Annotated in this window: 17 protein-coding genes; 10 read left to right on the top strand and 7 right to left on the bottom strand. The window is 72.7% G+C overall.

Features of this window, described 5'->3' with window-relative positions; translation table 11 throughout:
• Positions 1–183 precede the first annotated feature (183 nt).
• The gene (locus tag AC4IHM_RS01205; RefSeq protein ID WP_490870730.1) at positions 184–486 is read right to left on the bottom strand and encodes an SCO0607 family lipoprotein; all 303 of its coding nucleotides are present in this window, start codon (positions 484–486) and stop codon (positions 184–186) included.
• Positions 487–612: 126 nt separating this feature from the next.
• The gene (locus tag AC4IHM_RS01200) at positions 613–1,560 is read right to left on the bottom strand and encodes a hypothetical protein (RefSeq protein WP_490865208.1); all 948 of its coding nucleotides are present in this window, start codon (positions 1,558–1,560) and stop codon (positions 613–615) included.
• Between the two features lie 259 nt (positions 1,561–1,819).
• Between AC4IHM_RS01200 and AC4IHM_RS01195 the strand changes: the two genes are divergently transcribed.
• A complete protein-coding gene (locus AC4IHM_RS01195) occupies positions 1,820–3,013 on the top strand; it encodes a GDSL-type esterase/lipase family protein (protein WP_490865207.1) in 1,194 nt (397 codons plus the stop codon).
• 3 nt (positions 3,014–3,016) lie between these two features.
• On the opposite strand, the gene AC4IHM_RS01190 is transcribed toward AC4IHM_RS01195, so the two are convergent.
• Positions 3,017–3,715 carry a type 1 glutamine amidotransferase gene (locus AC4IHM_RS01190; protein WP_490865206.1) on the bottom strand — a complete coding sequence of 233 codons (699 nt, stop codon included), beginning with the start codon at positions 3,713–3,715 and terminating at the stop codon, positions 3,017–3,019.
• Between the two features lie 112 nt (positions 3,716–3,827).
• On the opposite strand from AC4IHM_RS01190, the gene AC4IHM_RS01185 reads away from it, so the two are divergent.
• Positions 3,828–4,568, top strand: coding sequence for a class I SAM-dependent DNA methyltransferase (locus tag AC4IHM_RS01185; protein WP_490865205.1), 741 nt, complete (start codon positions 3,828–3,830; stop codon positions 4,566–4,568).
• A 15-nt stretch (positions 4,569–4,583) separates the two neighbouring features.
• Here AC4IHM_RS01185 and AC4IHM_RS01180 read toward each other — a convergent pair whose 3' ends face one another.
• Positions 4,584–5,705, bottom strand: a complete 1,122-nt coding sequence (locus tag AC4IHM_RS01180; RefSeq protein ID WP_490865204.1) for a lipid II:glycine glycyltransferase FemX — start codon at positions 5,703–5,705, stop codon at positions 4,584–4,586.
• A 277-nt stretch (positions 5,706–5,982) separates the two neighbouring features.
• Here AC4IHM_RS01180 and ku point away from each other — a divergent pair, with 277 nt between their 5' ends.
• Positions 5,983–7,068, top strand: coding sequence for a non-homologous end joining protein Ku (gene ku, locus AC4IHM_RS01175; RefSeq protein WP_490865203.1), 1,086 nt, complete (start codon positions 5,983–5,985; stop codon positions 7,066–7,068).
• Positions 7,069–7,089: 21 nt separating this feature from the next.
• On the opposite strand, the gene AC4IHM_RS01170 is transcribed toward ku, so the two are convergent.
• Positions 7,090–7,935, bottom strand: a complete 846-nt coding sequence (locus AC4IHM_RS01170; RefSeq protein WP_490865202.1) for an RNA polymerase sigma factor SigF — start codon at positions 7,933–7,935, stop codon at positions 7,090–7,092.
• Between the two features lie 222 nt (positions 7,936–8,157).
• Between AC4IHM_RS01170 and AC4IHM_RS01165 the strand changes: the two genes are divergently transcribed.
• Complete coding sequence (locus AC4IHM_RS01165; protein WP_490865201.1) at positions 8,158–8,514, top strand: PRC-barrel domain-containing protein; 357 nt, start codon at positions 8,158–8,160, stop codon at positions 8,512–8,514.
• Positions 8,515–8,614: 100 nt separating this feature from the next.
• Here AC4IHM_RS01165 and AC4IHM_RS01160 read toward each other — a convergent pair whose 3' ends face one another.
• Positions 8,615–9,178, bottom strand: coding sequence for a Dps family protein (locus tag AC4IHM_RS01160; protein ID WP_490865200.1), 564 nt, complete (start codon positions 9,176–9,178; stop codon positions 8,615–8,617).
• Between the two features lie 158 nt (positions 9,179–9,336).
• On the opposite strand from AC4IHM_RS01160, the gene AC4IHM_RS01155 reads away from it, so the two are divergent.
• From AC4IHM_RS01155 to AC4IHM_RS01135, 5 genes are all read left to right on the top strand, one after another.
• Positions 9,337–10,596: an MFS transporter gene (locus AC4IHM_RS01155; protein ID WP_490865199.1), complete on the top strand. Its 1,260-nt coding sequence runs from the start codon at positions 9,337–9,339 to the stop codon at positions 10,594–10,596.
• A 385-nt stretch (positions 10,597–10,981) separates the two neighbouring features.
• Positions 10,982–11,776 (top strand): hypothetical protein, encoded by a 795-nt coding sequence (locus AC4IHM_RS01150; RefSeq protein ID WP_490865198.1) that lies wholly within the window; start codon positions 10,982–10,984, stop codon positions 11,774–11,776.
• A 54-nt stretch (positions 11,777–11,830) separates the two neighbouring features.
• Positions 11,831–12,634 (top strand): alpha/beta fold hydrolase, encoded by an 804-nt coding sequence (locus AC4IHM_RS01145; RefSeq protein ID WP_490865197.1) that lies wholly within the window; start codon positions 11,831–11,833, stop codon positions 12,632–12,634.
• 148 nt (positions 12,635–12,782) lie between these two features.
• On the top strand, positions 12,783–13,355 hold the full coding sequence (locus AC4IHM_RS01140; RefSeq protein ID WP_490865196.1) for a hypothetical protein: 573 nt from the start codon (positions 12,783–12,785) through the stop codon (positions 13,353–13,355).
• Between the two features lie 182 nt (positions 13,356–13,537).
• Entirely contained in the window at positions 13,538–14,260 is a 723-nt protein-coding gene (locus tag AC4IHM_RS01135) for an FAD binding domain-containing protein (RefSeq protein ID WP_490865195.1), read from the top strand.
• A gap of 29 nt (positions 14,261–14,289) precedes the next feature.
• On the opposite strand, the gene AC4IHM_RS01130 is transcribed toward AC4IHM_RS01135, so the two are convergent.
• Positions 14,290–15,123, bottom strand: coding sequence for a lysozyme (locus AC4IHM_RS01130; RefSeq protein ID WP_490865194.1), 834 nt, complete (start codon positions 15,121–15,123; stop codon positions 14,290–14,292).
• A 182-nt stretch (positions 15,124–15,305) separates the two neighbouring features.
• Between AC4IHM_RS01130 and AC4IHM_RS01125 the strand changes: the two genes are divergently transcribed.
• Positions 15,306–16,250, top strand: a complete 945-nt coding sequence (locus AC4IHM_RS01125; RefSeq protein WP_490865193.1) for a TIGR01777 family oxidoreductase — start codon at positions 15,306–15,308, stop codon at positions 16,248–16,250.
• Positions 16,251–16,517: the final 267 nt, after the last annotated feature.

Genomic DNA, 16,517 nt, shown 5'->3' with positions numbered 1-16,517 from the left:
GATCGGCGCCCGGCAGCGGTGAATACGAGAGTGCCGCCGGTTGTACTGACACACAGATAGTACGGACGGGCGGCGCCTGTTGTTCCCCTGTTTGCTGCCGGGCCGGTATACCACGTATGGCCGCCGACGTGGTACGCGCCGCCGTATCCTCGCGCGCCTGTTCGGAGCACGGATGACCGGCAGTCACTCGCCGTCGGGCACTTCCACGATCCTGCCGTCCTTGTCGACGGTGTGTGTCTGCCAGTAGGTGTCCCACCTGTCACCGATGAGCTGGGGCACCTTGCCCTCGGGGTAGCGGGTGTAACCCTCGGGCGGTTCCTCGTCGTTGGGCACGCAGATGCTCGCGGCGTCGCCGATGGTCATGGCGGGGTACTCGCCGTCGCCGCAGTGCGCCTCCTCGATGGAGCAGCCGGTCAGGACGGCCGCGGCGGTCACACAGGCCAGGGCCAGGCCCCGGACGGAACGTGTCGCGCGGTTGACGCTCATGGGTGACGGCCGGTGAACCGGCTGAGTGGTGGGCACGGTTGGCTCCTCCGAGTGGCTGGTGCGCCAAGCCTCCCGGGCCGGGGAGGACACCTCATGAGTACGCGTACTCACCCGGACGGGTCGCAACTACCTGACCCGTCGGGCCAGTCGCTCCACCCGGCGCGCGGCGGCCCGCGCCTCCCGCTCGGCCTCGGCCGCCCCGTCCTTGGCCGCGCGGGTCCGCTCCTCGGCCTCGCGCAGGTCCCGTTCGGCCCGGTCGAGGTCCTCGCGTGCCTCGCGCAGCCGCTCCTCGGCCTCGGACACCGCCCCGCGTGCCCGGTCGTGTTCCTCGCCGCTCCGTCCCAACGAGGCCTCGGCGTCCGCCTGTTCGGCGCGGCACTCCCGGAGCCGGCGCTCGGTTCGGCGGTTGTCCTCCTCGGCCCGCGCGCGTTCCTCGTCCCGCTTGCGGCGCCGCTCGGCGAGTTCGTCCTTCGTCGGGGTGCCGGACGCCGAGGGAGGAGACTTCGACCGTGCCGGGCGGTCACGCGACTCGGGTCCGGCGGGGGCGGCGTCCGAGGGGAACACCGACGGCGGGGTGAGGGAGCCCTCCAGGTGTCCGCCCGCCCACCGGTCGGCGGCGTCCGGGTCCGCGAGCACCGCGCGCAGGGTCGACTCGACCTCCCGCCGCGCGGCCTGCGACAGCGGGTGCCCGGCCGCATCGGCGAGCCGCACGGCCTGCCCGGACAGGGCGGAGACGACGCGGCGGCGCTGCGTGGAGAGTTCCCTGAGCGCGGCGGCGTCCAGGGTGCGGTGCGCCTCGCGCAACGCCTGACCCAACTCCAGGAACCGCCGGGTCTCCTCCGGCCGGGAGCGGGTCAGCAGGTTCGCCGCCCAGGCCGCGAGCGTGGGCCGGCGGGCGGCGTGGATACGGCGGGCGTCCTCCCTGCGGCCGGCCGTTCTGGCGGCCGCGGCGCGTTCCTCACGGCGGGAGACGAAGTCGGGCGGCGGTGTCGCGTACAGCTCGTCGAGGACAGACTCGACCGGCCCCACGTCCTGGCCGCCGGTCTCCCGACGACGCCCGCCCTCGCGCCGCATGCCCCTCCGCCTCCGTCCCGGGCCGTCACTCCTTCGCCGCAGCCGCCCGCTGCCCTGCCACCCCTGAGCGGGGTCCCCTCACCGCCCGCGCTCATGCCTCCCGGCCGCGTGCCGACGCCCGCCCCGTTTGCCTAATCAGATTAGGTAAGTGCATAATCGACGAAGGAAAACGAAGGAAGACGGACGAACGGTTGTGTCGGCCCGGAGGCGGGCGGCGGCTTCACTCGCGGCGAGACACACCACCACCGCCGGAGGCGACATGCACACCACGGACGACTGGATCACCACGCCCCTCACCGGGGACCTCCTGCGCGGCGCCCTCGACGTGGAGCGCACCGAGCACGGCCTGCTGCCGCACCGCCTGCCCGCTCGGGCCCGCGCCCAGAACACCGACGGACAGCTCGCCATGGCCGAGTCCCAGCCCTCCGGCGTACGCCTGGCCCTGCGCACCCGCGCCACCGCCCTCGAACTGGACACCCTGCCCACCAAGCGGGTCTACGCAGGCGCCCCGCCGCGCCCGGACGGGGTGTACGACCTGCTCGTCGACGGCCGCCCGGCGGGCCGGGGCAGCGTGGCGGGCGGCAACACCGTGACCATCGACATGACGACCGGCACGGCGAGTGCCGAACCCGGCCGGCCCGGCACCCTCCGCTTCGCCGGACTGCCCGGTCGTGTCAAGGACATCGAGATCTGGCTGCCGCACAACGAGACCACCGAACTCGTCGCCCTGCGCACCGACGCCCCCGTGGAACCCGCCCCCGACCCGGGCCGCAGGGTCTGGCTGCACCACGGCAGCTCGATCAGCCACGGCTCCGACGCCGCGAGCCCGACCACCACCTGGCCCGCGCTGGCCGCGTCCCTCGGCGGTGTCGAACTCGTCAACCTCGGCCTGGGCGGCAGCGCCCTGCTCGACCCGTTCACCGCGCGGGCCATGCGCGACACCCCCGCCGACCTGATCAGCCTCAAGCTCGGCATCAACGTGGTCAACGCGGACGTCATGCGCCTGCGTGCCTTCGCGCCCGCCGTGCACGGCTTCCTCGACACCCTGCGCGAGGGCCGTCCCACCGCACCGCTGCTGGTCGTCTCGCCCCTCCTGTGCCCCATCCACGAGGACACCCCAGGACCCAGCGCCCCCGACTTCTCGGGACTGGACGAAGGACGGCTGGGCTTCGTGGCCATGGGCGACCCGGCGGAACGCGCGAGCGGGAAGCTGACCCTGAACATCATCCGGGACGAGCTGGCCCGCGTCGTGGCGCAACGGTCGGCCGAGGACCCCAACCTGTACTACCTCGACGGCCGCGACCTCTACGGGGAGTCCGACGCCGCCGAGCTGCCGCTGCCCGACGGCCTCCACCCGGACGCGGCGACCCACCGCCGTATCGGCGAACGCTTCGCCCGGCTGGCCTTCACCGGCGACGGTGCCTTCAAGGACGACGGCGCCTTCGAGGGCTGATGCTCAGCCGCGGACGACCGCGGCGAAGCGCCGGGCGACCTCGCGCCAGACCGCCTCGGCCGCGGGCCCGTCGCGTTCCGCCCGGCGGGTGAGTTCCACCGGGTCAAGGCCCCGGGCCCGGATCCGCTCCGCGTCCCACGACCGGACCCGGTCCGCCCCCGCCTCGGGGTGGAACTGCACGCCCCAGGCCCGTTCCCCGACCCGGAACGCCTGGTACGGGCAGCGCTCGCTCTCCATCAGCCAGACCGCGCCGGGCGGCAGCGCGGTGATGGCGTCCACATGGTGCTCGACCGCCGTCACCCGCTCGGGCAGCCCCCGGAAGAGCGGATCGCCCGCGGCCTCGGACCGCACACCGAGCGGCGTGCTCCCGAACTCCGGTTCGCCGTGCTCGCCCCGGACCGTGCCGCCCGCGACCCGGGCGAGGAGCTGCCCGCCGAGGCAGATCCCGAACACGGGGGTGCCCCGCTCCAACGCCTCGGCGACCAGTGCGCGGGTGGCCGCGAGCCAGGGCGCGCGCACGTCGTCGTCGGGCAAACAGCCACCGCCCAGCACCACGACACCCCCGTGCTCCAGACGCTCGGGCAGCGGCGCACCGGCGTACGCGTGCACCACGTCCGGTGACAGCCCCTCCGAGACCAGCCAGTCACCGAACCGGCCCGGCCCACCGCCCGGATGGTTCTGCACCACCAGCAGCCGTGACATCGCCCACCTCCCGTCGCACACCCGCCCCCTGCCCACCAAGAGGCGGGCCGCAACCCTCCGGCCCGCCCGAAATGACGCGCGCCGACGGCCTCCCGGGAGGTACGGTCCCCGAATGCCTCACGAGGACGGCTACTTCGGAGAAGACGTTGCCGCGCGATACGACGAGTCGTCGGCCGACATGTTCACGCCCGCCGCGGTGGATCCCGCGGTCGATTTCCTGGCCGAACTGGCCGGCCGGGGCCGGGCACTCGAGTTCGGCATCGGCACCGGCCGGATCGCACTGCCGCTGGCGGCCCGCGGCGTTCCGGTGCACGGCATCGACATGTCCCGGGCCATGACCTCCCGGCTGAGCGCCAAGCCGGGCGGCGACACCGTCGGGGTGAGCATCGGCGACTTCGCCACGACCCGGGTACCGGGCACCTTCACGCTCGCCTACCTCGTCTTCAACACCATCAACAACCTCACGACCCAGGACGCCCAGGCCGACTGCTTCCGCAACGCCGCCGCCCACCTGGAACCCGGCGGCCGCTTCGTCATCGAGGTGGGCGTGCCGGAACTGCGCCGGCTGCCCCCGGGACAGACCGCCGTCCCCTTCAACATCGGCCCGACCGGGTGGGCGTTCGACATCTACGACACCGTCACCCAGGCGATGAGTTCGAACTACGTCACCGTCGTGGACGGACACGCCGAGCACTCGTCCATCCCGTTCCGCTACGTGTGGCCGGCGGAACTCGACCTGATGGCCCGGCTCGCCGGGATGCGGCTGCGCGAGAGGTGGCAGGGGTGGGCGCGGGAGCCGTTCACCCACGAGAGCCGGAGCCATGTCTCGGTCTGGGAGAAGCCCGCCGGCTGACCGGCCCGGCACGGATCAGCGCCGCGCCATGTACAGGTCCAGCGCCTTGTGCAGCACCCTGTTGAGCGGATAGTCCCACTCACCGAGGTACTCCACGGCCTGGCCGCCGGCGCCCACCTTGAACCGGAGCAGTCCCAGCAGGTGGTTGTCCTCGTCCAGGGTGTCGGTGATGCCGCGGAAGTCGTAGACGGCCGCGCCGCCCTCGTGGGCGTCGCACATCATCCGCCACTGGAGGGCGTTGTTGGGCCGCACCTCGCGACGGCGGCCGGAGGACGCGCCGTAGGAGTACCAGACGTGCTCGCCGACGGTCAGCATCGTCGCCGCGGCCAGCACCTCCCCGTCGTGATGGGCGAGGTAGAGGCGCATGCGGTCCGGGTCCTCGGCCGTCAGCGCGGTCCACATGCGCCGGAAGTAGGCCGGGGGGCGCGGGACGAACCCGTCCCGTTCGGCGGTCTCGACATACAGCTCGTAGAAGGCGGTCAGGTCCTCGTGGCCGCCGCGGACCACCTTGACCCCGCACTTCTCGGCCTTCTTCACATTGCGGCGCCACTGCTGGTTGAAGCCGCCGCGCACGTCCTCCAGCGCCCGCCCGGCGAGCGGCACCTGGCACACATGGCGCGGCTGGCCCGCGGCGAAGCCGTCCTCGCCGCCCGCCTCGCTGCGCCGCCAGCCCATCCCGCGCAGCCGCTCGGCGACCTCGTCGGCCCCGGCCTCCCGCACGGTGGCCTCCACGTCCCCCAGCCGCCGCGCCGCCGGGTCCGCGATCGCCGCCTTGACCGCGTCGGCACTCCAGCGCCGCGCCACCACCGGCGGCCCCATCTTCACCGAGAACGCGCCCCGCCGCTTCAGGTGCGCGAGCATCGGCTCCAGCCGGCCCTCCAGGCCCGCCGCGCTCCAGTCGATGACCGGGCCCTCCGGCAGATAGGCCAGAGACCGTCTCAGCCCCGGCAACGGCCGCAGCAGTACCAGCCCGGCCCCCACCAGCCGGCCGCCCTCGTCGAACCAGCCCAGGCTCTCCGCCCGCCAGTCCGGCTTCACGTCACCCCACGAGGGAGTCTGCAGATGACTCACGGACGGCCGGGCCGCGACGAAGCGCAGATGCTCCTCGCGGGTGATCGCCTGCACGTGACAGCTCATGGCCGGTGGCCCCTTCGCTCGACTTGGCTCGGTGTCTCCCGGTGTCTTCCGGTACGTGAGACGGCCGCGGCGACGGCCGCGGTTGCCGTCCCCGCCTTCCAGGGAATACCGGCGGCGCCCGATCCGCGCGTGCTACCGGCTGTTCGGACCGAACCGGCGACGGCCGGCCCACCGCGCCCCGGCCGTTGACCCGAGTGCTCCGCCCGGCGCGCGGGGCCGCGGGCGCGGTGCCAGCGTGGGAGGCCGGTACGGTGCGGGCAGGACGGAGCGGACGGCCATGGCACGGGCGATCTGGACGGGTGTGATCACGTTCGGCCTTGTCTCGGTGCCCGTCAGCCTGTTCACGGCGACGGAGGACCACACGGTCCGCTTCCACCAGTTGCAGCGCGGCACCTCGGACCGGATCCGCAACCGGCGGGTGAACCAGCGCACCGGCGAGGAGGTCGACGCCCGCGACATCGTCAAGGGCTTCGACGTGGGCGACGGCGAGTACGTCGTCGTCGAGCCGGAGGAACTCGAGGAGATCGCGCCGGGCCGCTCCCGCACCCTCGACATCACCGACTTCGTCGAGCTGGACCGGATCGAGCCAGTCTACTTCGACCGCACCTACTACCTCGCCCCGCGCGGCAAGGAGTACTTCAAGGTCTACGAGCTGCTGCGCGCCGCCCTCGCCGAGACCGGCAGGGCGGGCGTCGCCACCTTCGTCATGCGCAACCGGCAGTACCTGACCGCCCTCCGCGCCGAGGACAAGGTGCTGGTGCTCCAGACCCTGCACTGGGCCGAGGAGGTCCGCGACCCGGTCGAGGAGCTTCCCGACCTGCCCTCGGGCGACGCCGGACGAGGCAAGGAGCTGGACATGGCCCTGCGCCTCGTCGACGCCCTCAGCGGCGACTGGGACCCGGCCCGCTACCACGACACGTACCAGGAGAAGGTCCGCGAGCTGGTCCGGGCCAAGGCGGAGGGCCAGGAGGTCACGGCCGCCGAGGAGGCGCCCCGGGCCACCAACGTCGTCGACCTGATGGACGTCCTGCGGGGCAGCCTGGAGCAGGCGAAGGGCGGCGGCGGGCGGTCACCGTCGAAGGCGCCGGAGAACCCGGAGAACCCGGACGCCGGTGGCGGGCGGACGCGGTCCAAGGGCGGGGGCACCGGCGGCAAGCGGTCCTCCGCGCCGCGGAAGAAGGCCACCGCGCCGTCCCGCCGGTCGACGCCGGAGCGGGGCGAGCTGCGGGAACTGAGCAAGGCCCAGCTCTACCGGCGGGCCACCGAGCAGGACATCGCCGGGCGCTCGACGATGAACCGGGAACAGCTCGTCGACGCCCTCACCGGTGCCGGGGGCCGCCGGAAGAGGACGAGCGCCGCCTGACTCCCCGGAGCGGGCCGCGGCTCAGGCGGTGCTGAGCATGCCCTGACGCAGGCGGGCCAGCAGCCGCGAGATCAGCCGGGACACATGCATCTGCGAGACACCGAGGCGTTCGCCTATGTCCTTCTGGGTCAGCTCCTCGACGAACCGCCAGTGGATGATCTGCCGGTCGCGTTCGTCCAGATCGGCGATCATCGGGGCCAGTGCGTGGAAGTCGTCCACGAGCGCCAGGGCCGCGTCGTCCGCGCCGATGAAGTCAGCCAGCGCCGACTCGCCGTCCTCGCTGCCGCTGATGGCCGCGTCCAGGGAGGCCGAGTTGTAGCCGTTGGCCGCCAGACGGGCCTCGACGACCTCGTCCTCGGGGAGGCACATCAGCTCGGACAGCTCCTGGGTCGTGGGATTGCGGCCCAGACGGCTGCGCAGCTCCTCCGTGGCGCGTGCCAGCTGGACACGGGCCTCCTGAAGCCGGCGCGGCACGTGCACGGCCCACGAGGTGTCCCGGAAGAACCGCTTGATCTCGCCGACGATGTAGGGCACGGCGAAGGAGGTGAACTCGACCTCGCGGGTCAGCTCGAACCGGTCGATGGCCTTGATCAGACCGATCATGCCGACCTGGACGATGTCCTCCATCTCCTCCGGACCGCGGCTGCGGAACCGGCCGGCCGCGAAGCGGACCAGGGACATGTTCATCTCGATGAGGGTGTTGCGCGCGTACTGGTGCTCGGGCGTGCCCTCCTCGAGCACCGTCAGCCGCTCGAAGAACAGCTTCGACAACTCCCGCGCGTCCCGGGGCGCCACCTTGGACGGATCCGCGATCTCCGGCATCTCCGTCGTCGTGCGCGCGATGGCCTGTGCGGTCGTCGTCGCCATGATGTGCCCTCCCAGTCGATCGGCCCCGTCGTTGTCACCTTGTCGGCCGACGAATCAGCGCCTACCCCGGGACAGGCGTCCCACACCTGCCCGGCCCTCCCCGCGTCGGGCGCGGGTTTCCGACGCCGCCTCACATGCCCACAGAACATGCGACAGACGCGCGCAACGGGGCGGAAGCGGGGAACACGAAAGAGAGCGCGTCCTCGGAAAGGAAGACTGGGCATGTTTGAAGCCGAGAACATTCGTGACTGGCGCGGCCATGATGTCGTGGACCACGACGGCCGCAAGATCGGGACCCTGGAGTCCATCTACTTCGACACCCTCACCGACCGGCCGGCGTTCGCGACGGTCACCACGGGCCTGCCGACCCGCAAACGTCTCGTGTTCGTCCCGGTGGACAAGGCCACCGTCGGACCCGGCTATGTGAAGGTGACCTACGACAAGTCGCTGGTCAAGGACGCACCCGGGATCGACCCGGACGGCGAACTCGCGGCGGAGGACGAGAGCGCGGTCTTCGCCCACTACCACCTGCCCTACGAGCAGGGCAGCCGCGGCGAACGCAGGCTCGGCCGGCGCTGACGAGCGGCCCGGAGGGCATCTCGGAAGCAACCCGCGGACCGGCCGCGCGCCGTCACCGGCGCGCGGCCGGTCTCGTCGTGCGACACGGCCCGGCGGCCCTTCAGGAGATTTCCGCGCCGCGCTCGGCCGCCTGTGTCTCGGACGTCGCGCTGCCCGTCGCCAGGGCGCCGCCCGAGCTTTCCAGATGGGCCCGCACGAACCACTGGAACTGCTCCAGACCCCGGAGCTGGCCGATCAGCAGGTCCTCGGTGGCGGGGTCGATCTCCCCGGCCTCCTTCACCGTCGCGCGCACGTCCTCGATCACGCCGGTGTACACGACGTCGAGCGCGCCGAGGTGGGCGATGGCGTCGGCCCGTCCGATGGAGTAGTCGTCCCAGGTGCGCTCGGCCACCAGGGCGCCGGGCGTGCCCTGTGCCACCCCGCCGAGCGCGGCTATGCGCTCCGCGATGTCGTCGGCCATCTCGCGTACCTGGTCGACCTGGGGGTCGATCATCTCGTGCACCGCGATGAAGTGCGGTCCCACCACGTTCCAGTGCACGTGCTTGAGGGTCAGATGCAGGTCGTTGAGGGCATGCAGGCGCAGCCGCAGCGAGCCGATCAGTCGTCCGGCGGCCTCGCGCTCGATGCCGGGGACCGTGTACTTCGGGGTCAGGTCGTGCGTCATGGCGGACCTCAGCTCCTCATGGGTCTCGTACGTCATTGCTCGTGCACGAATGCCCCGTATCGGCGTCGGCAGACATGCGCGGGGGCCGCCGCCGGCGCCGTCCCGCCGCGGCCGGTTCGTTTCCATGCGATGGGCACCGGCCTCTAGGGTGCCTGTCCGTGACGGATTGCGCGGACCTCCCCGACCGGGCGCCCCTGTGGCGCGACCAGCAGTTCCTGCTGCTCCTCGGAGCGCGGGTCGTCTCCGTGCTCGGCAACGGATTCGCCCGGGTGGCGCTGGCGTTCGCGGTACTCGCGCTGCCTGGGGCCTCCGCGGGCCGGCTGTCACTGGTGCTGGCGTGCCAGGCGCTGCCGCAACTGCTGTTCATCCTGATCGGCGGCGTCGTCGCGGACCGGATGTCCCGGTCGCGGCTGATGGTCGTGGCCGACGTACTGGGCGGCGGGGCCTACGCGGGCCTGGCCGCCATGGTGCTCACCGGTCACGCGCCGCTGGTCGTGATGTGTGTGCTCGCGGCGCTGGCGGGGACCGCAACGGCCCTGTTCGCCCCGGCGATGGACGGCGTCGTCCCGCTGGTCGTACCGGCCGGGCGGCTGCAACGGGCCAACGGCCTGCTGCGGATGAGCACCAACAGCGCCCTGCTGCTGGGCCTGGCCCTGTCCGGGATCACCGTGGCCCTCGTCGGAGCCGGCTGGGCACTCGCCCTGAACGCGGCCTCCTTCGGCCTCAGCGCGGCCCTGACCCTGCGGCTGCGGGTGGTGGCGCGGCCCCGGAAGAAGGCGTCCGGCTGGGCCGATCTGCGGGAGGGCTGGCAGGAGTTCGCCTCCCGGCAGTGGCTGTGGGTCGTGGTCGCCCAGTACACGCTGGTCGTCGCCGCGAACAACGCCAACGTCGGTGTCCTCGGCCCGCTGATGGCCGAGGAGCACCTGGGCGGGGCGCGGACCTGGTCGGTGATCGTGGGTGCGCAGGCCTTCGGCGCCATCGCGGGCGCCGGACTCGCCGTCCGCGTCCGGGTGCGCCGTCCCATTCTGGTGGCGGTGCTGTGCACGTTCCCCGCCGCCCTGCCGATCGCCCTGCTCAGTGCGCGGGCGCCGGTGTGGCTGATCGCGGCGGCCATGTTCGGCGCGGGCGTCGCGAGCAACGTCTTCGGCGTCCTGTGGGCCACGACGATCCAGCGCCGGATCCCCGAACAGGCCCTCTCCCGCGTCAGCTCCTACGACTGGTTCGGCTCCCTGGCGTTCGCGCCGCTCGGCCTCCTCGTCGCCGGCCCGGTGGCGACGGTCGTGGGCCCCGCTCGGGCACTGGCCGGCTGCGCCGCGCTGATCGTCCTGGCCACCGCGGCGGCCCTGCTCGCCCCGCAGGTGCGCGGGCTGAACACCGACGAGGTGAAGGAGGCGCAACTGGCCCCGGCGTCGGGCTGAGCACGCCGCGTGGACCGCGTCGGACGCCATGGCCCGGCGGGCTCCGGCCGGGTGCCGGACATCGGCCGCGGAACGGGGGAGTTCGCCCCGCTGCCGGCGACCCGCGGCATGGAGGCCGGCGCGACCCCGCTCACCGGCACACGGCTGTCGCGGGGGACCTCGCACGGGGCGTACGAGGCTCTGCGGCCCGGCGGGTGTCGGTGGACGTGCGGAGGTCGCTGGGCGCCTTCACCCGACCCGCGTCCTCGCCCAGGATCGCGAGGTGCTCACCTCCGACCCGGCGTTGCGCCTCCGGGACGGGGACGACCCCGGCAGCCGGCACCGTCCCTTCGCTGCCCGGCCCCACCCCTGACCGCACGGCCCGTGGTCGGCCATCCTTGACCCCATGGCCCGCTTCCAGCACACCGTGACCCTCGCCCCCGTGCCCCGCCGTTGGTTCGAGTCGTGCCTCGCCGTACTGCACGACCTGGCGCAGGACACGGAGGCCGACGGGGCGCGGCTGCGGCTGCCCGACGGACATGTGCTGCCCGACCTGGTCCTGGTCGAGGGGACCCATCTGCGGCCGGGTGCCAAGTACCGGCCCGTGGACGAGAAGGACGGGGAGCCCGACGCCGACCAGACCCTCACCGTCCTCGCCTGGGACCGCCACCGCGAGACGGCGCTGGAGGTCGTCACCGTCGACGACGACCCGGCCCACCGCGCCGAACTGGCCTTCGTACTCCGGCTCACGAGCGTCGCCCGGCCACGAGAGGCGCGGCTCTCGGTGACCATGCGCTCCAGCGGCGACAAGTGGGCGAAGTACCTCGGCGGCACCGGACGTATCGACCTCGACCTGGACGGATGGTGGCCGTCGGCGACGAGCCGCGTCCGGCTGCCCTCCGGCCCGCCCCTGAGCGGAACCCTGACGCACGCGCTGGCCCGCGTCGCCGTGACGGTCGTACCGCGCCCCGCCCCGGACGGAAGCTGGCGGGTGACGGTGAAGGCACGGGTCAGGGGCCGCTCCTTCGTGCGCCCCCTCCTCCCCGTCGCGACGGCCCTCGCGGGGCGCCGCGCCCGGCGGGCCCTCGCCGAGGCCCTGGACGCCGCCGCGGCCGACTGGAACAGCCAGGTCCCCGCACTGGTCCGCAAGGACGGCGGGCAACTGCGTGCGGAGCTGACCGCGGCACTGCTCGGCGGATGACGCCCGCCGAGCGCCCCATGTCCCGTACCCGGCGGGCCCCGTAGCGTGCCCGCAATGAACTCGACAACCGTGCGCGGCGCCAGGATCGCATACGACGACACCGGCGCCCCGGCCGGGCTCCCGGTCCTTTTGATCCACGGTCACCCCTTCAACCGCACCCTGTGGGCGCCCCAGGTGGCGGCGCTGACGGCGGCCGGACACCGGGTCGTCACCCCCGATCTGCGTGGCTACGGACGCAGCGGCGTGAGCGCGGGCAAGGTCCTGCTCGCCGACTTCGCCGACGACCTCGCCGCGCTCCTGGACCACCTGGAGATCGGGCGCGCGGTGATCGGCGGCGTCTCCATGGGCGGGCAGATCACCATGGAGTTCCAGCGGCGCCACCCGGAGCGGGTACGGGCACTCGTCCTGTCCGACACCTCCGCGCCCGCCGAGACCGCCGAGGGCAGGCTGTCCCGCAACCGGCTGGCCGACCGGCTCCTCGCCGAGGGCATGGACGGCTACGCGCACGAGGTCATCGACAAGATGCTCGCCGCGTACAACGTCACCGCGATGCCGGACGTGGCCACCCGTGTCCTGGGGATGATGTGCGCCACCGACCCCCGCGGTGCCGCGGCGGCGCTGCGCGGACGGGCCGAACGCCCCGACTGCCGGGAGGTCCTCGCCGCCGTGGCGGCACCGGTGCTGGTCGTCGTCGGCGCGGACGACTTCTACCCGCCCGTGGCGGAGGCCGAGTCCCTGCACCGCCTCGTCCCGCACTCCACCCTGGCGGTCGTGGAGAAGGCCGGCCATCTCCCGGGCGTCGAACAACCCGACCGTTTCAACGCGGTGTTGCTGGAGTTCCTCGCCGCGCTGGTGTGATCGGCGCCCGGACGCCCCGGCGTTGCGATGCCCCGATGTTCTTGTCAAGGTTCCCTTGACAAGCCGCATGATGTCAAGGAAACCTTGACGCCATGCCAACATTCACATGTCTCCCGGCCACCACCACCCTCTCGAACGGAGGGCGGCGATGAGCGACGACGAACTGCTCACCGAGGAGGAGGCCGTGCGCATCCGGGAAGCCGTCGCGGCGGCCGTGCTCGACGCGCCGGACGGTCTCGTCGAGTCGCTGGAGCACGACCCCGACGGCTATCTCCGACTGGTGGCGGCCACCCGCGTCGGCGCGGAGGAGGCGAACAGGCTGCTGCGCGAGGCGGTACGGGGAGCGCGGGCCGCCGGGCAGAGCTGGGACACCGTGGGCGGTGTCCTCGGTGTGAGCCGGCAGGCAGCGCAGCAGCGGTTCGCCGACAAGGTGCGGCCCGGCCCGACCGTCTCCGACACCGCGGAACGCCGGGTACTGACCCCCCTGACCGCGTTCAACGAGATGCAGGCGCTCGCCGCGGCCGGCGCCGAGGGCTGGCACGCGGTCGAATACGGCCCGCTCTTCCATGTCGTGGAGAAGTCCGACCACCCCTGGGAGCACCGGAGGGTCCCCTTCGCCGTCGGCGCCCGGCACCGCCGGATGGAGGAACAGGGCTGGACCCAGATCGGCTCCGGATCATTCCCCTGGCGCTACTACAAGCGTCCGGTCCGGGAGCACTAGAATCGCCCGTGCCGGCCGGGTGTTCGGTGGTGCTCCGGCGCGCAGGGGGCGCACGCGAAGACTGAGTGAGCCCTGTACGCGCCCCCTCGGGGGTACGGACAATGCCCAATGGCCGTGATCACGCGGCGGGAGACGCGGTGTCGTCCGACCGCCGACTCCCGGGGAAAGCAGGTCGATCGATAATGCTGTTGCGTCTGCCCACGTCCGTGTCCGAAGTGCAGGAGTGCATGGCGGAGGGCGCGGTGCCCATCGGCGGGGCCACCCTCGTATGGGCCACGTGGCAACGCGACGGATTCCCGGAACTGGCCATGTCGCTGCGCAACCTGCCGGAGGCGGGCGCCCTGGAGCCCGAGGCGCTGGGCGCGGCCGTCGTACTGCAGCGCATAGACGACCGCGTACCCGGCGTACTGAGAAGAGCGGCACGCACGGTGGGGACCGGAGCCGTGCGCCGGACGGCCACGGTCGGCGGCAACCTCGTCGGCAGCAGCCTGCGCTGTCTGCTGCCCCCGGCCCTCGTGCTGGACGCCCGCGCCACGGTGCTGGGCCCCGACGGGGTCTACGAGACCGATCCGTCCGAGGTGCCGGCCAAGGGCCACCTGCTGCTCGGTCTGCGCTGGCACACCCCGGTGACCAGCGGCTACTACAAGGAGCCCGCCGAGGACGGCGGTCCGCCGCCCCTGGTCGTCGCCACCGCCGTGCACACCGACGGCGAGGGGCGGCACCGACTGCGGGTCGCCGTCCGCGACGGCTACGAGGTGCTCAGTGAGAGCACCCCCTGCGACGGCGGCGCCGAGGAGGTCCTCGGTGTGCTGGAGCGTACGGATGTCGGCGCACTGCCGTCCGGGGCCCGGGACGTGGTGCGCGAGCAGGTCGCCGACATCCTGGGCCCCCTCACCGAGCGCTGACGGAGCGGCAGGCCGCCGCGCCGCCGGCGTCAGCCGTTGGCCAGGGCCTTGACGCGGTCCAGCGCCCCGTTGAACTTGTCGTGGTCCCCGACGGTCGGTCCGGTCGAGGTGTACTGCCACATCGTGTGGAAGCCCCAGCCGGCCGGCAGGGGTCCCACGGTCGAGGCGTACCGGGCGACCCACAGCGGGTTGTTGGCGCCGAAACCGCTGTAGTTGCCGGTGCACTGGATCCACCAGTTGGTGGAGGTGTAGATCACGGCGTGGCGGCCGGTGCGCTCCTTGTAGCGGTTCAGGAAGTCGCGGATCCAGCTGACCATCTGACTGGCCGTCCTGCCGTAGCAGGTGGCGCCGTACGGGTTGTACTCGATGTCGAGGACGCCCGGCAGTGTCTTGCCGTCCTTCGACCAGCCGCCGCCGTGGTTGACGAAGTAGTCGGCCTGGGCCGCGCCGCCGGCGGTGTCCGGGGTCGCGAAGTGGTACGTGCCGCGGATCATGCCGGCGTTGTACGAACCGGTGTACTGCTGGGTGAAGTACGGGTTGGTGTAGGAGGTCCCCTCGGTGGCCTTGACGTAGGCCCACTTGACCCCGCTGTTCCACAGCGTCGGCCACGCGACGTTGCCCTGATGGCTGGAGACGTCCACACCCTCGGTCTGGGCGACCCGGGTGTCGACGGGCCGCCCCTGGACTCCTTCGTGGGCGAGTACGCCGCTGCCCATGGAGGCGCTGCCGCGCTCCGGTGTCCGGGTGTCGTCGGCCGACGCGGGGACCGCGGCCACGGTCAGGAGGAGTGACTGGGCGGCGAGGAGGACGCCCGACGTGAGCAGGCGTGAGTGGCTCGATGCCACGGCTATGAGTCTGCGCATGGCACTCATCCGATCCGCTGTCGCGCCCCGCCGCATCCCCAGTCGGCCAGACGGTGTCGCGGGCTGCGCCTCCCGGGGGACCCGGGCCTCGCCGTCCCCATGTTTTGAACGCGTTCAAAACTGAGGTAGGGTCATGCGTACACGGCCACGAGGCGACGAGGCCACGAGCAAGGGAGCGCCCGGTGAAGATCGTGATCCCTGGTGGAACCGGACAGGTGGGTACCGTCCTGAAGCGGGCCTGGACCGCCGCCGGACATGAGGTCGTGGTGCTCACCCGGCGGCCGGCGCGGCACGGCGAAGTCCACTGGGACGGCCGGACACCGGGGGAGTGGACCGCGCAGATCGACGGCAGCGACCTGGTCGTCAACCTGGCAGGACGCAGCGTGAGCTGCCGGTACACGCCCGCCAACCTGCGGGCCATGATGGACTCCCGGGTGCACTCCGCACGCGCCGTGGGCCAGGCGATCGCGGCGTCCGCCGAGCCGCCGCGGGTCTGGCTCCAGATGAGCACCGCCACCGTCTACGCCCACCGCTTCGACGCGCCCAACGACGAGGCCACCGGCGTAATCGGCGGAGCCGAGGCAGGCATCCCCGACTACTGGTCCTACAGCGTCGACATCGCCAAGGCCTGGGAGCACGAGCAGGAACGGGCCGACACCCCGCACACCCGCAAGGTGGCCCTGCGCTCCGCCATGGTGATGAGCCCGGACCGGGGCGGGGTCCTCGACATCCTGCTGCGGCTGGCGCGACTGGGGCTGGGGGGACCCGTCGCGGGCGGCGCGCAGTACATCTCCTGGATCCACGACCACGACTTCGTCCGCGCCCTCGAATTCCTCGCCGCACGCGACGACATCGCCGGCGCGGTCAATCTCGCCGCACCGGCGCCGCTGCCCCAGCGGGCGTTCATGCGCGCGCTGCGCGAGGAGTGGGGCATGCCGGTGGGCCTGCCCGCGACACGGTGGATGGCCGGACTCGGCGCGCTCGTCCTGCGCTCGGACACCGAACTGCTCCTCAAGAGCCGACGCGTCGTCCCCGGCCGTCTGCTCGAAGCCGGGTTCGCCTTCGACCACCCCGAGTGGCCGCAGGCGGCCGGCGACCTCGTACGGAGGGTGCGCGGCTCCCGTTGAGGCAAGCGGTACGGGACCGTCGACAGCCGTACGCCGAAACCGGCGGCGCCCGTACCCCGGCAGGCCCACCAGCCTCGTCCAGAACGCCCGTATCACATCGGTGAGTTCGATTGGCCCGATGCCGGAGAAGTTCGCTCCTCGGTGGGGTCTCCGGCCAGTCCGGCGTGCGCTCACGAGGCGGTGACTAGCATGAGCCGCAAGCCCGCCGGAGTGATCGACATCCCTCCGGTGGAACGGCTCCGACCCGCGGCCGACGCATGCCGATCG

It is taken from the genome of Streptomyces sp. SL06, assembly GCF_058244745.1.
The sequence above is the reverse complement of the archived record's forward strand: the minus strand, read 5'-3'. Positions and strand labels throughout refer to the sequence as shown.

What these genes read in the sequence shown, in the direction of transcription:
- AC4IHM_RS01150 (WP_490865198.1), top strand. Translation starts at nt 10,982, where the DNA reads ATGGCCCGCTTCCAGCACACCGTGACCCTCGCCCCCGTGCCCCGCCGT.
- AC4IHM_RS01185 (WP_490865205.1), top strand. Translation starts at nt 3,828, where the DNA reads ATGCCTCACGAGGACGGCTACTTCGGAGAAGACGTTGCCGCGCGATAC.
- ku (WP_490865203.1), top strand. Translation starts at nt 5,983, where the DNA reads ATGGCACGGGCGATCTGGACGGGTGTGATCACGTTCGGCCTTGTCTCG.
- AC4IHM_RS01200 (WP_490865208.1), bottom strand. Translation starts at nt 1,560, where the DNA reads ATGCGGCGCGAGGGCGGGCGTCGTCGGGAGACCGGCGGCCAGGACGTG.
- AC4IHM_RS01180 (WP_490865204.1), bottom strand. Translation starts at nt 5,705, where the DNA reads ATGAGCTGTCACGTGCAGGCGATCACCCGCGAGGAGCATCTGCGCTTC.
- AC4IHM_RS01135 (WP_490865195.1), top strand. Translation starts at nt 13,538, where the DNA reads ATGCTGTTGCGTCTGCCCACGTCCGTGTCCGAAGTGCAGGAGTGCATG.
- AC4IHM_RS01165 (WP_490865201.1), top strand. Translation starts at nt 8,158, where the DNA reads ATGTTTGAAGCCGAGAACATTCGTGACTGGCGCGGCCATGATGTCGTG.
- AC4IHM_RS01145 (WP_490865197.1), top strand. Translation starts at nt 11,831, where the DNA reads ATGAACTCGACAACCGTGCGCGGCGCCAGGATCGCATACGACGACACC.
- AC4IHM_RS01170 (WP_490865202.1), bottom strand. Translation starts at nt 7,935, where the DNA reads ATGGCGACGACGACCGCACAGGCCATCGCGCGCACGACGACGGAGATG.
- AC4IHM_RS01190 (WP_490865206.1), bottom strand. Translation starts at nt 3,715, where the DNA reads ATGTCACGGCTGCTGGTGGTGCAGAACCATCCGGGCGGTGGGCCGGGC.
- AC4IHM_RS01160 (WP_490865200.1), bottom strand. Translation starts at nt 9,178, where the DNA reads ATGACGCACGACCTGACCCCGAAGTACACGGTCCCCGGCATCGAGCGC.
- AC4IHM_RS01195 (WP_490865207.1), top strand. Translation starts at nt 1,820, where the DNA reads ATGCACACCACGGACGACTGGATCACCACGCCCCTCACCGGGGACCTC.
- AC4IHM_RS01205 (WP_490870730.1), bottom strand. Translation starts at nt 486, where the DNA reads ATGAGCGTCAACCGCGCGACACGTTCCGTCCGGGGCCTGGCCCTGGCC.
- AC4IHM_RS01140 (WP_490865196.1), top strand. Translation starts at nt 12,783, where the DNA reads ATGAGCGACGACGAACTGCTCACCGAGGAGGAGGCCGTGCGCATCCGG.
- AC4IHM_RS01130 (WP_490865194.1), bottom strand. Translation starts at nt 15,123, where the DNA reads ATGCGCAGACTCATAGCCGTGGCATCGAGCCACTCACGCCTGCTCACG.